1 protein-coding gene is annotated in these 15,276 nt (G+C 57.2%); it reads right to left on the bottom strand.

Annotated elements, in window-relative coordinates; all coding sequences use genetic code 11:
• Nucleotides 1-12: 12 nt before the first annotated feature.
• A complete protein-coding gene (locus EDM57_RS05490; RefSeq protein ID WP_122903926.1) occupies nt 13-15,270 on the bottom strand; it encodes a non-ribosomal peptide synthetase in 15,258 nt (5,085 codons plus the stop codon).
• Between the last annotated feature and the right edge of the window lie 6 nt (nt 15,271-15,276).

The following is a 15,276-nucleotide window of genomic DNA, read 5'->3' as shown; positions in this document are numbered from 1 at the left end:
ACTTTGCTTTTGTCAAGACAACGCTTTTTCTGGCAGTTGCAATTGTCCGCTTCTGACGAAGTAATCGAGAACCTTGTCGAAAAACTCTTCGTCAATTTCCGGGCACTCGATGTCGGCCTGGCGCAAGAGACGGGTCGTTTTGTTGCCGACGTAAACTACGCTGCCTCTGCTGTTGTGGCCGTCTGAGAACAGGTTGCCGAGCGGAGCGGCCGAGTTCGCCTCCATTCCCTTGCTCTTCGCATCCTCCTGCACCGCTTCGACCCATTCATCCATCGAGACTCGTTCCAGCGTAAAGCCTTTCTTCTCAATGGCGGCAAGCAGGTCGTCGTAATCGGTGGCATTCGGGTTGAGCAGGTGGAAGTTTGCATTGTGGCTGTGCTCGGTCATGGATAGGTGTACGATGCCTTTGCTTGCGAAATCGACAGACATCATGTCCAGATCGCCGCTCATGTCGGGAGCTTTGCCCAAGTCGATGATGCCAGCGGCTATTCTCCACATCAGGTCGTCTTTTTGGCACGCCCCTGTCTCGCTGTCGCCTGTCATCCGGCCGCAACGGTAAATCGTCGTTGGAATGCCGCGCTCACGGGCGAGGTTGACGATATGCTCGGCCACCCATTTGCTCTGCGTATAGCCGGAGGTGAGGATTCGGCTGTTCTCCGGCATGTCTTCCTCGCGAACGGCTACGGATTCTTCCCCTTCCTCTGCGGCGAACGTAAAGATCGTCGATACGAAGTGGACAGGCTTCGTCTTGTTCGTGGCAGCAAGGCGGAGAATTTCTTCTGTTCCTTTGACGTTTGCCTTTTTCAAGGCGGCGTACGGGTAGACGAAGTTGACCAGTGCGCCGTTATGGTAAACGACATCCACTTTTTCAGCCAGTTCGGCAAATTGCTCGTCAGTAAGCCCGAGTCGCGGCTGGGCCAGATCACCTACTACCGGAATGATCCGCTGTGCCTGGTACTCGTCCCACAGCTCGTACAGCTCCAACGTTTTGCGCAGGCGGGCCATCGCTTCTTCTGCGTTGGCAGCGCGCACGAGGCAGTAAATGTCGGCGTCTGTCATCCGCAACAAATCTCGCAGCAGGAAGGCTCCCAAAAACCCGGTAGCTCCCGTCAGCAGTGCTGCCTGGAACTGGGCCGGATCGTCCTTGTACGGCTGTTCGGCCTGGATCGCGGGATCGAGCACAACCTCGTCCTGAAGATCCTTGGCGTCGATTTCATCGGAAACCGAAGAAAGACCGTGCTTGATGATTTCCTCGATCGTCCTGGCCATACCCGCAATCGTCGGGTTTTCGAACAGGATGCGCAGCGGTACTTCCAGCGCAAGTTCCTCGCGTACTCGGAAGATGAGCTGGGTAGCCAGCAGCGAGTGACCACCAATTTCGAAAAAGTTGTCGTGTACGCCGATTTTGTCCATTTCCAGTACCGCCGCCCAGTGCGCGTGCAGCATGATTTCCACCGGGGTTTGCGGCGCTACGTATTCGACATCCGCTTCCGCCCGGTCATATTCCGGCTTCGGCAGCGCCTTGCGATCCAGCTTGCCGTTTGGCGTCCTTGGCAGGCTGTCGAGGATCATGTAATGCTGCGGGAGCATATACGCTGGCAGCTTGTCAGCCAAAAAGCGGTTCAGGTCGTGAATCTTGCTCGTGCAATCGGCTTCGAACACGACGTACGCTACCAGGCACTTGTCGCCTTCCCTGTCTTCGCGCGCGAGCAGCACGACTTCCTTGACGCCAGGGAAGCGGTTCAGGACGGATTCGATTTCGCCCAGCTCGATGCGATAGCCGCGGATTTTGACCTGATAGTCGACGCGCCCTACAAATTGCAGGTTTCCGTCCGGCAAGTAGCGCACGAGATCGCCTGTCCGGTACATTTTCACTCCCGGCTCGCGGAACGGATTTTGCACAAAACGCTCTGCGGTCAGGTCGGGACGGTGCAAGTAGCCGCGCGCCAGGCCGGAACCGCTCAGGTACAGTTCTCCCGGCACCCCTACTGGCACTGGCTTGCGATGGCGGTCCAACACGAATACCTGGGTGTTGAACTGCGGTCTGCCGATCAGCGGCTCGCTCGTCGCCCCTTTTTCCACAATGGCGTGGGTGGAGTAAACGGTGTCCTCCGTCGGTCCGTACAGATTCACCACTTTTTCCACGTGAGGAAAAGTGTACAGCTCCTGTGCCAGTTTGTTGGAAAGCGGCTCGCCGCATAGGTTGACGACGCGTACCGAAGATGGAATGCCTTTCATCCGGACAAGCTCGGCCGCTGCGGATGGCACGGTGTTAATCAGCGTGACCTCGTCGGCAGCCGGCAAGGTTGGCAGGTGCAGCGCATTTTCCGCCATGATGACTTTGCCGCCCATCGTCAGCGTGGCGAACATTTCATAGACAGACAAGTCAAAGCAGATCGACGTGGAGAACAGGACGCCGCTCATTTCCTCCGGCGTGAATGTATCGTGTGCCCAGCGGAGGAAGTAGATGACGCTGCGATGCTCAAGTGCCACTCCTTTTGGATTGCCCGTAGAACCGGATGTGTAGATGACGTAGATCAGATTGTCCGAAGTCGCAAGCTTGCCCGGATTTTGCTCAGATTCATGCGCGACGGCTTCCCAATCGCTGTCCAGGCAAATGACCTGGGCCTCATGCGCAGGCAAGGTCGGCAGCAGCTTTTCTTGCGTCAATAGAAGCGGAATCCGGGAATGCTCGATGATGTAGGCGATCCGTTCTGCCGGATACGCCGGGTCGATTGGCACGTAGGCGCCGCCCGCCTTCAAGATTGCGAGCAGTCCGATCATCATCTCGACGGTGCGCTCTGCGCAAATGCCGACGAGCACTTCCGGGCCTACACCCTGTTTGCGCAAATAATGCGCCAGCTTGTTCGCCTGCTTGTTCAGCTCGCCGTACGTCACCCGTTGCTCGCCCACGATCAGGGCGACGCTGTCCGGCGCTTTCGCTGCCATTTCCTCGATCATTTCGTGGACGCATTTTTCCCGCGAGTACGGTACTTCCGTGCGGTTCCACTCTGTAATCAAAAGCTGTTCCTCTTCCTCGCGCATGAGCGGAAGCAAGGTGATCGACTGATCCGGGTTCGCCACGATCTCTTCCATCAGCTTGTGGAAGTGGTTGACCATGCGGGCGATTGTGGCTTTGTCAAACAGCGCCTTGTTGTACTCCACGGTAGCGAGCAGTCCGTCTGCGGTTTCCACCATTGTCATCGTCAGATCGAACTTGGAAGTGACGGCTCCCATGTCGATGTCGAAGCTGCTCAGTTGAATATCGCCGGCAGGCTCGACCGCGACCGGAATGTTTTGCAAAATAAACATCACTTGGAACAGCGGCGAGTAGCTCATGCTGCGCTCCAATTGCAGCTCATCCAGCAGTTTTTCAAACGGCACATCCTGGTGCGCATACGCTTCCAGTGCCGTTTCCCGCACGCGTGCCAGCAGCACGCGGAAGCTCGGTTGGCCCGCCATATCCGTGCGCATAACGAGCGTGTTGATGAAGTAGCCAATCAGCTGCTCCGTCTCCTGCTTGTTGCGTCCGGCAATCGGCGTTCCGACGAGGATGTCCTCCTGGTTCGAGTAGCGGTACAGCAATGTTTGGAAGGCGGCCAAAAGCGTCATGAAGAGAGTTGCGCCTTCTTTTCGGCTCAATGCCTGCAATTGCTCCAAAAGCTCTGCGTCAAACTGGACAGAAAGCTTCTCCCCTTCGTACGTCTGGACCGGCGGGCGCGGACGGTCTGTCGGCAATTGCAGAAGCGGCTCGCTGCCCTTGAGCTTTTCGCGCCAGTAGTGAAGCTGTTCCGCCAGTACCTCTCCGCTCAGCCATTCCCGCTGCCAGACGGCAAAATCGGCGTACTGGATCGGCAGCTGCGGAAGCGGGGATGCTTCTCCCTGGCTGAACGCCTTGTAGTTGGCCAAAAGTTCACGGAGCAAAATTCCCATCGACCAGCCGTCGGAAACGATATGGTGCATCACCAGCAGGAACACGAAGTCTTTTTCTCCCTGCTGCACGAGGCTGGCGCGAAGCAGCGGCCCTTTCGCCATGTCAAACGGCTGGAGGATGGCCTGTTCGGCAAGACGCTTGACTTCCGCTTCCCGCTCTGCAGGCTCCATCTCCCGCAGGTCGATTCGGTTCATCGCCCATTCGCCATGGTCGCGAATCACCTGAACGGGGCGTCCGTCGCGAACCTCGAAGTTGGTCCGCAAGCTTTCGTGGCGCTCGATGATCGCCCTAAAGCTCGCTTCCCATGCCGCGACGTCAAGCTCGCCCTGGATGCGTAAAAACGACGGGATATTGTTGACCGAGCCGTTTTGCGTGAACTGCTCCATAAACCACAGCCGCTGCTGGGTAAACGACAGCGGAAGCGGCTCCTTGCGCGATACCTGGACGATTGGTGGCGCGAGTTCCCGGGATGTTTGCGCGGTAAGCAGCGCCAACTGCTCGCCAAGCTCGGCAACTGTCGGGTGTTCAAACAAGGTGCGAAGCTGCAATTCCACGCCGACGAGTTCGCGCAGACGGGAGACGGTCTGCGTCGCGAGCAGAGAGTGGCCGCCCAATTCGAAAAAGTTGTCGTTGATCCCCACTTTTTCTGCGGCAAGAACTTCTGCGAAGACGTTGGCAACCATTTCCTCCAACGGATTGCGCGGCACGACGTACTCGCTCGCAAGCTGTCCCCAATCGGGAGCAGGCAGCGCTTTGCGATCCACTTTTCCGTTGACCGTAAGCGGGATCGCCGGAAGCCATGTGTAGCACGCCGGGATCATGTACTCCGGCAGTTTGTCTTTCAGCCAGCGCTTGATTTCGTCTGCGGACACCTCTTGCCCGGAATGGCTGGTCAGATAAGCGGCCAGGCGCTTGTCTCCAGGTCTTGCTTTCCGTGCGAGCACGACGGCTTCTTTGACTGCTTGGTGCTGTCTGAGCGCTTCGGCGATTTCATCCAGCTCGATGCGATAGCCGCGAATTTTTACCTGATCGTCCAGACGGCCAAGGTAGTCTACCGTGCCATCCGGCAAGTAGCGCACGAGGTCGCCTGTCCGATAAAGCCGTTCGCCCGGTTGACCGAACGGGTTGGCAATGAAGCGCTCTTTCGTCAGTTCGGGACGGTTCCAATAGCCGCGAGCGAGGCACTCGCCGCCAATGTACAGCTCACCCGGTACGCCGACAGGCACTGGTTGAAGCTGACGGTCCAGCACATACAGCTTCGTATTCGGGAACGGACGGCCGATTGTCGGCGCATCGTCTGCATCACTCAACTGCTTGATAATCGTACCGACCGTCGCTTCCGTCGGGCCGTAGCAGTTGAAAAACTTCCGCCCGGCCGCATAGCGGGCAACCAGTTCGCGGCTGCAGGCATCTCCCCCGACTTCGATCACGGTCAGATCCGGATATTCGGCAACCGGAAGCGAAGCCAGCACGGAGGAGGCCATCGATACTTTGCTGATGCGCCGCTCGCGCAAGGTGCGGACGAGGTCCGGACCCGGCAACAGCGACTCGCGGTCCTCGATGACCAGCGTTCCACCTGAGAGCAACGTCTGGAAAATTTCGGAAACCGAGACATCAAAGCTGAATGACGTAAATTGCAGGACACGGCTGGATTCGTTCAAGCCGAAATACGCGATGTAGGCGTGCACCATGTTCATCACGCTGCGATGCTCGACGGCTACCCCTTTGGGCTGTCCGGTAGTGCCCGATGTGTAAATGACATAGGCCAGATTGGTCGATTGGACATCGGTATGAACGTTTTCACTGTGCATGTCCGTGTAGAGCGACTCGGCATCCAGGCAAATAACCGAAGCCGCCGTTTGGGAAAACATGTCCGCAAGTCCCTCTTGCGTCAGCACAGCAACCGCCTGTGAATCCTCCAGCATGTAGGCGATCCGCTCTTCTGGATGGGCCGGATCAATCGGCACATAGGCCGCTCCGGCTTTTAACACCCCGAGAATGCCCACGATCATCTCCATGGAGCGCTCCGTGCAAATCGCCACAGTCGTGTCAGGCTTTGCGCCTTTTTCAAGCAGCAGGCGGGCGAGCTGGTTGGCTCGCTGGTTCAGCCCGGCATAGGTCAAGGTTTGCCCTTTATATTCGAGCGCTGCGTGTTCAGGCGTTTTCTCGGCTTGCCGCTCAAATGCCTGATGGATGCACAGCTCACGCGGATAGTCCGCTTCCGTGCGGTTCCAATCGACGAGCACCCGTTTGCGCTCTTCGTCGTCCATCAGCGTAATGTCGGCAAGACGCAGCTTTGGTGTTTCGCTCATCTGAACCATGAGCCGGATCATCTGTTGCAGCACCCGGTCGATCATGGCGTCGTCGAAGCGATCCTGATCGTATTTCAGCTTGATCGCTACTTGCTTGCCTGGGGCTGCGACCAGCGTAAGCGGGTAGTTGGTTTGTTCCACGGCTGTTACATCGTGAATTTCCAGCGAAACGCCCGACGCAGCAGAATCCGGATTGCCCTCTTCCCGTTTCGCCCCTTGCACGGTCGGATAGTTCTCAAAGACGAGAATCGACTCAAACAGGGCAGACCCGCGCGGCAGTTCGCTCCAGCTTTGGATGTCGAACAACGGTGTATATTCGTACTCCCGGATCTCCAGCTGCCTGCGTTGCAGGTCTTTCAGCCAGGCGAGCACGGTCGCGTCCGTCCGCAGGAAAATCCGTACAGGCAGTGTATTGATGAAAGAGCCAACCATCGTCTCAACCCCGGCAAGATCTGCCGGCCGCCCTGAGCCTGTCGCCCCGAACAGCACCTCCTCCTCGCCACTGTAGCTGCCCAAAATCCAGCCCCACGCGCCTTGCACCAAAGTGTTCAGCGTCAACTGATGCTCGCGTACGAAGCTGTGCAACTGCTCGCTCGCTTCCTCCGACAAGAGGACGCTTTTTTCCCTGTATTGCTTCTGTGTGGAAGCAACAGCGGCTTTGCCCATTCCGAGCGGAGTCGGCTCGTGGAAGCCTTTCAGTTGTTCCATCCAGAACTGCCGTGCTTTTTGCATGTCCTGACGCTTCAACCAGGCGATGTAGTGGGAGAATGGCTGGGAAGGTCTCCGTTTTTCTTCCTGTCCTTCGCTGATCGCGGTGTAGTGGGCAAGCAGTTCGTTCAATACAATCGGAACGCTCCAGCCATCCAGCAAAACGTGGTGGAAGCTCCAGACGAAGCGATATTCCGCCTCTCCTGTGCGGAAGACTACCCAGCGCGACAGCGGAGCCTGCGTGATGTCGAAGCTTTGTCTGCGGTCTTGGGCAAGAAAAGCGGCAAACTTCTCTTCCTGCACCTCTGCTGGCAAATGGCGCCAATCTTCCTCGCGGATCACAGCTTTCACGTCTTTGCGCACAACCTGGTGCGGCTGATTCAGCCCTTCCCAGACGAAGTACGTCCGCAAAATGGAGTGGCGATCCAGCACTTTTTGCCATGCTTTTTCCAGAACGGACACATCCAGGTTGTGGAACGTGACCGCAAACTGGACGACGTAATCTCCGCTGTCCTGGCTGTACAAGGAGTGGAACAGCATGCCTTGCTGGAGCGGCGAAAGGGTATACACATCCTCGATGTGCCGATCCGAGCCAATGTGCTTGTCGATGCTCTTCTGATCCAGTACAGCGAGCGGGAAATCGGATGGGGAATACCCCCCTGCTTCCTCTGTGGCGCAATGGGCGACAATCTCCCGCAGGGCAGCCATGAAGTCAGTTGCAACAGCTGCAATCGTGCTCTCCCGATGAAGCTTCTCGCTGAATCGCCAGGTCACATGCAGTTGCTCTCCTGCGACGACGCTGTTTACGTCGATCAGATGGTGCCACTGGGCATCTGGACTCAGGTTCGCACCGCTGGATTCCGGCGCTGAGCCAAACAAGGAATCGGCGCCGACAATCTGATCGATTTTGCCCATGTAGTTGAACAGCACTTCTGCCTGCATGCGGTCCAGCGCCTCGGCCACCTCCCGATCCGCATGGAGGTAGCGGAGCACGCCGTAGCCAAGCCCTTTGTTCGGAATGGCGCGCAGTTCTTCTTTCGTGGTCAAAAGCGCTTTTTTCACCGAAAAAGTTTCGTCCCATTGCAGATGTACCGGATACATACTGGTGAACCAGCCGACGGTACGGGACAGGTCGATTGTCTCAGCCAGTTCTTCCCGACCATGGCCTTCGACGTTGACGAACACGGAACGTTTGCCTGTCCAGCGTCCCAGCGCCTTCGCCAAAGCGGTCAGCAAGACGTCATTGATCTGCGTGCGATACAGTTGCGGCACATGCTGCAGCAGCGCTCTGGTTTCCTCCACGGTCAACGACAGCTGGACGGACTTCGCCGTCGCTTCTGTGTTCTCCCCGCCATCCGGCGTATCCACAGGCAGCCGGGCCGAATCGACGGAGGACTTGGACAGCCAGTACCTTTTCTCATGTTCCAGGGCATCCGACTGCGCGTAGCGAGCAAGCTCATGCGCCCATTGCTTGTAGGACGTGGTTTTCGCTGGCAGCTTTGCTTCCCTGCCTGCGGCAATTTGCTCGTAGGCGTTTTGCAAGTCTTCGAGGATGATGCGCCACGATACCCCGTCTACTGCCAGGTGGTGGGCGACGATCAGCAGGCGGCCCGGCACGTCTTTCCCCAGATGGAAGTAAACGGTCTGAACCACTCGCCCTTCTGCCAGGCTCAGATTTGCCTGCGTCTGGTTGGCGATGGCTTCAACGGCTCTGGCTTGTTCCTTCTGCGCAAGCTGGGACAAATCTTCGACACGGAACGGAATCGTCTCGCTCGGCGCGTCCATTTGTTGCAGCCAGCCATTTTCTGTCTGGGTATAGCGCATGCGGAGTGCATCATGATGGGAGAGCAGTAGGCCAACAGCTTGTCTGAGCGCCTCCTGGTCGATGCCAGCCCGGATGGAAAGCAGGACGGACTGGTTCCAGTGGTCCCGATTTTCCAAGGGAAGCACAAAGAACCATTTCTGAATCGGCAAAAGTGGCACTTCGCCCGTGATCGGCCCTTGCTCCGCTTGTACTGCCGCTTTTTCCTCCACGACCTGCGCCAGTTCGGCAATGGTCTGGTATTCGAACAATTGCTTTGGCGTAAGCGTGAGTCCTGCCTGGTTCGCACGGGACACGATCTGGATGCTGAGAATCGAGTCCCCGCCCAGCTCGAAGAAATTGTCGTGAATCCCGATTTGCTCGATGCCGAGCACGTCTTTCCAAATGGCGGCAAGCCGTTGCTCTTTTTCCGTAGACGGCGGAACAAACTCTCCCGCAAGCTCTGGTCGCTGAAAATCAGGGGCGGGCAAGCTTTTGCGATCTACCTTGCCGTTTGGCGTGAGCGGCAAATACGGCATCTCGATGAAAAACGCAGGAACCATGTAGTCAGGCAACGCTTCCTTGAGCGCTTTGCGGATGTCGTTGGTGGCAAGCGCTGTTCCTTCCTCCAAAACGAGGTAGGCAGCCAGCCGCTTCGTTCCCTGCTTGTCCGTGCAAACCGTCACGACTGCTTCTTTGACCGCAGGGTGAGCGACAATCGCCGTCTCCACTTCCCCCAGTTCGACGCGGAAGCCGCGAATGCTCGTCTGATCGTCGGTACGACCGATGAACTCAAGGCTGCCATCCGGCAGATAGCGCACCAGGTCGCCTGTCCGGTAGAGACGCGCCCCTTCGGCTTCGCTAAACGGATGGGCGACAAAACGCTCTTGTGTCAGCTCGGGACGATTCAGGTAACCGCGCGCCAGAGAGCTTCCGCCGATGTACAGCTCACCGGACACTCCGACAGGAACAGGCTGCATGTGGGCATCGAGTACGTAAACTTGCACATTGTCAATCGGACGGCCAATTGTGGGGGCGGCTGCTTGTCCGGCCTCTTTCGGGACGATGCCAGCTGTTGCCACGACCGTATTTTCTGTCGGCCCGTATTGGTTCACCAACGTAAACGGCAGCTTGTCCGACGGGTAGTGATGCAGCTTGTCGCCGCCCGTCAGCATGTAGCGCAGCGCGATATGGTCCGGCCACTCAAGCGCGAGCATGCTCTCCGTCAAGGGCGTCGGCAAAAAGCTGATCGTGATCCCGCAATCCACCAGCCAATCACGCAGTTTTTCGGGTACGAGACGAATTTCCTCCTCCGGCAAATAAAGTGTGGCTCCTTTTGTCAAATAAGGCCAAATTTCCCATACCGATGCGTCAAAAGCCGTCCCGGCAATTTGCGAGGCTCGGTCTTTTGCTGTGACCTGATAGGCTCGCTGATGCCAGAAAATCAGATTAAGCAGAGCCGCGTGCTCGATCTCGACTCCTTTTGGCGTGCCTGTCGAACCTGATGTGTAGATGACATAGGCCAGATCGTTTACGGAAGCCGCACTCGCTGGAGCCGTCGTCTGCTCCCTGGCGATCGCGTCCCAGTCTGCGTCCAGGCAAATCAGGCGGCTCGCGCCTGCAGGCAGTTTGTCGGTGAGACGTTCTTGCGTCAGGACAATCGCCATACCCGCATCTTGCACCATGAAGGCGAGACGATCCTTTGGATACGCCGGGTCCATCGGCACGTAGGCACCGCCGGCCTTGATGATCGCCAGCTGTCCAATGACCATCTCGATAGACCGTTCGACGCAAATGCCGACGAGACTTCCCTGGCCAACACCCTGCTTTTGCAAATAATGGGCAAGCTGATTCGCTTTCGCTTCCAGTTCGGCGTAGGTCACGGATTGCTGCTTTGTGACGACAGCGGGCTGATCTGGCAGTTTGCGGGCGATTTGGGCGACCAGCTCATGCACGCAATGCTCGGTGGAGTACGCTACGGCTGTGTTGTTCCATTCCGACACGACTCGCTGCTGCTCGGCTTCGCTCATCAGCGGCAAGGTCGTGATCGCCTGGTTGGGGTTCGCTGCCACTGCTTCGAGCAATCGGCCAAAGTGTCCGATCATCCGTTCAACCGTGCTCCGGTCAAACAGCGCTGTGTTGTACTCAAACGTAGCCGCCAAACCGCTGGGCGCTTCTGCCATCGTCAAGGTGAGATCAAACTTGGTAGTCTCCACCTGCTGACCGCCCTCCAGCGGCAAGATGCGAATCCCTTCCAGCGCTTCTGCCTGTACCGGAATGTTTTGCAGAACGAACATCACCTGGAACAGCGGGGAGTAGCTCAGGCTGCGCTCCAGTTGCAGCTCGTCCACCAGCTTTTCGAAGGGCAGGTCCTGATGGGCATACGCGCCAAGGGCCGTCTCCCGCACGCGCGCCAGCACTTCTTTAAAGCTCGGCTCGCCGGACAAGTCTGTTCGCATGACAAGCGTGTTGATGAAAAAGCCGATCAACCCTTCCGTCTCCTGACGGCTGCGTCCCGCTTCCGGCGTGCCGACGAGAATGTCGTCCTGGCCTGTATAGCGGTACAAAAACACCTGGAAGGCGGCGAGCAGCGTCATGAAAAGAGTCGTCCCTTCCCTTTTGCTCAGGGCAAAGAGACTCGCTTTCAACTCTTCGTCAAACATGACAGTGATGCTACTGCCTTCGTACGTCTGCACCGCAGGTCGGGGCCGATCTGTCGGCAAGGCAAGCAGCGGCTCTGCTCCGCCCAGTTTTGCCCGCCAGTAGGACAGTTGCTTTTCCAACACGTCGCTCGTGAGCCACTCACGCTGCCAAACCGCATAATCTGCATACTGGATTGGCAGTTCTGCAAGTTTTGGTGTCTCCCCTTGGACAAAAGCCTGATAGCAGGTGAACAGCTCACGCAGCAAAATTCCCGCTGACCAGCCGTCGGCGATGATATGGTGAACGTTCAGCAGGAAAATGAAATTTTCTTCCCCGGTCTGGATGATCGTCGCGCGGATCAGCGGACCTGTGACGAGGTCAAACGGCTTGTTCGCCTCTTCTTTTGCCAGGCGCTGTCCTTCTGCGTGACGCACATCGTCGGGAAGTGCGCGAAGATCGATTCGCTCCAGTCGCCAGTCACTCGTTGGATGAATCACCTGAACGGCTTCTCCGTTTTGATCCGTAAACGTCGTGCGCAAGCTCTCGTGACGGTCGATTATCAGCTTGAGACTGCGCTCCCACGCGTCGATGTCAAGTTTCCCCTGCAACTGGACAGCGGTCGGGATGTTGTACAGCGCATGATTGGGCATCAAGCGGTCAAAAAACCACAGGCGTTGCTGCGCATAGGAAAGCGGCAAGTTCCGGTCACGGGCAACAGGGACGAGCGGAATGTCGGACAGACCCGATTTGTTTTCACTGACCGACGCAATCCATTCGCTAAGCTTGTTTACCGTCGAAAACTCGAAAAGGGTGCGGAGCGGTATCTCTACGCCAAACGCTTCCTTCAGGCGGGAGACCGTTTGAGTTGCCAGAAGTGAATGTCCGCCAAGCTCGAAGAAATCGTCGTAGCTGCCGACCCGTTCCACCGAAAGCACTTGTGACCAGATGTTTGCCACGATTTCTTCTGTCGGGGTACGCGGAGCGATATACTCCCGCTGTGCGGTCAACTGTCCCCAATCCGGCACGGGCAAGGCTCGGCGATCCACTTTTCCATTGACGGTAAGCGGAATCGCATCCAGCCAGACAAAGCCTGCCGGAATCATGTAATCCGGCAATGTTTCCTTGAGGAAAAAGGCAAGCTCCTCTACAGCCGGCTTCTCTTCGTTCGTCGCTGCCACCAGATACGCTGCCAGGCGCTTGTCACCCGCTTTTTCTTCCCGGGCGATGACCAGTGCCTCTTGCACGGCAGGGTGCTGTCTGAGGGCATTTTCAATCTCGCCCAGTTCGATGCGATACCCGCGAATTTTTACCTGATGGTCGATGCGTCCGAGAAATTCGAGATTGCCGTCTTGCCGATAGCGAACGAGGTCGCCCGTCCGGTAAAGGCGCTCGCCTTCCGCGCCGAACGGATGCGCGATAAAGCGCTCGGCTGTGAGCTCGGGACGATTCCAGTAGCCGCGAGCCAAGCCTTTTCCGCCAATGTACAGCTCACCGGGTACTCCGACAGGCACAGGTTGGAGGTTTGCGTCCAGGACGTACATCGTCGCGTTGGCAATCGGACGGCCGATCGGCGGGTTCTCCATGCCGGGCTGGCACAGCATCATCGTGGAGCATACGGTCGCTTCCGTCGGGCCGTAGCAGTTGAAAAACCGGCGGCCGGGCGCGTAGCGGGCCACAAGCTCGCGGCTCGGTGCTTCTCCGCCGACAATCAGCGTGCGCAGGTCAGGCAGTTCGGCATCCGGCAGAGCCGCCAGCACGGAAGACACCATGGAAACGGCAGTGATGCGCTGTTCCCGCAAAACGTGAATCAGCTCAGGACCTGGCATGAGCGACTCCCGATCGGCGATGACCAGCGTCGCACCAGCGAGCAACGCCATCGCGATTTCGGAAATCGACACGTCGAAGCTGAACGAAGTAAATTGCAGGACACGGCTTGTCGGCTGAATGTCAAACGCTTCGATCAGGGCATGCGCCATGTTCATTACGCTGTGGTGCTCGACCATGACCCCTTTTGGCTGTCCGGTAGAGCCAGAGGTGTAGATCACGTAGGCAAGGTTTCGCTCCGTAGCCTCGCTTGCAACATTTTCAACAGGCTCATCGGCCAGTTCATCGCTGTCGAGGCAAATGACGTTCGCCACTGTTTCAGGCAACATCTCGATGAGCGACTGCTGGGTCAGCAGCACACGCGCTTGCGAATCCGCGATCATGTAGGCGATGCGCTCTCGTGGGTGGGCAGGATCAATCGGCACGTAGGCAGCCCCGGATTTCATTACCCCAAGGATGGCGATTATCATGTCAGGCGAACGCTCTGTGCAAATACCGACGAGCGTATCCGGCTTTACCCCTTCGCTGACGAGGCGGTGAGCCAACTGGTTTGCCCGCTCGTTCAACTGCGCGTAGGTCAGTTCGACATCGTGATAGGCAACGGCCACGGTATTCGGCGTCTTTTCCACTTGCCGCTCAAACGCGTGATGAACACAAAGCCCTGTAGGGTATTCCACTGCCGTCCGGTTCCACTCGACGAGAACTTGATGACGTTCGCTCTCGCTGATGAGAGAGACATCGGCAAGCCGTTGTCTGGCGTTTTTGGCAATCGAGACCAGCAGCGAGTGAAGCTGATCGAGAACCCGCTCAATGGCAGACAGCTCAAACTGGCTTTCATCGAATTTGACCTTGATGTCGATCGTCTTGCCGGAGGCTGCTACGAGCGTAAACGGGTAGTTTGTCTGCTCCTCCGAGTGCACGTCCACAATCGAGATCGCGCTTTCTCCACCGCCGCCTGATTGCCCGACAGGCGTATTTTCAAAGACGAGAATGCTCTCAAACAGCGATTGTCCGCGCGGTACATCGCTCCAGCCCTGGATTTCCACAAGCGGCGTGTACTCGTACTGGCGAAACTCGGCTTGCTGTTGCTGCAAAGATTTGAGCCAGCTGATGACACTCTCATCCTGTCTGATCTGCACCCGGACGGGCAGGGTATTGATAAACAGACCAATCATCGTCTCGACTCCGGGCAAATCGGCGGGACGTCCCGAGACGGTGGCGCCGAACACAATGTCATCCTGACCGCTGTAGCGGCTCAAAAGCAAGGCCCACGCTCCCTGCACAATGGTGTTGACGGTCAGACGGTGCTGGCGTGCCAACGTTTGCAGCGCGCGGGAAATCGGCTCGCTGACGGTCAAATCCAGTTCCCGGTACTGCTTTTGATCGAGGTAAGGATTTTTATAGGCACGTCCGAACGAAAGCGGCGTCGCTTCCGCAAAGCCTTGCAAATAATTGCGCCAAAAGGCTTCCGCCTGCTTCAGGTCCTGCTTTTTCAGCCACAAAATGTAGTCGCGGTACGCTCTGACCGGAGGGAGCTGTACCGGCTCGCCTTTGCTGAGCATGTCGTAGGCTGCAAACACTTCGCCGAAGACCAGAGGCATGCTCCAGCCGTCGATCAGTACGTGGTGCAGCGTCCACAGAAAATGCACGGTATCGCTGCCCAAATGAAACAGGTTCAATCGCATCAACGGCGCTTGCTCGACGTTGAAGCCGCGTTTGCGATCTTCTTTCGCAAACGTATGTAAAAACGCCTCTTGTTCGGAGGAGGAAAGATGAAGGAGATCGTGTTCTACCACAGAAATTTTCAGTTCTTTCAGGACGACCTGGACGTATTCTTTTACTTTGCCGCCAACAAATCTGGTGCGAAAAATGGCGTGTCTGTCTACCAGGCACTGCCATGCCTGTTCAAACAAGGAGACATTCAGAGGACCTTGCAGCTTTAGCCCCATCTGTACGATGTAGGCTCCGGACTCCGGCTCCAGCAAACTGTGAAAAATGAGGCCCTGCTGCAAAGGAGTAACGGGATAATACGTTTCAATGTTATTCATCTTTTC

The organism is Brevibacillus gelatini (assembly GCF_003710935.1).
Classification (GTDB): Bacteria; Bacillota; Bacilli; order Brevibacillales; family Brevibacillaceae; genus Brevibacillus; species Brevibacillus gelatini.
The sequence above is the reverse complement of the archived record's forward strand: the minus strand, read 5'-3'. Positions and strand labels throughout refer to the sequence as shown.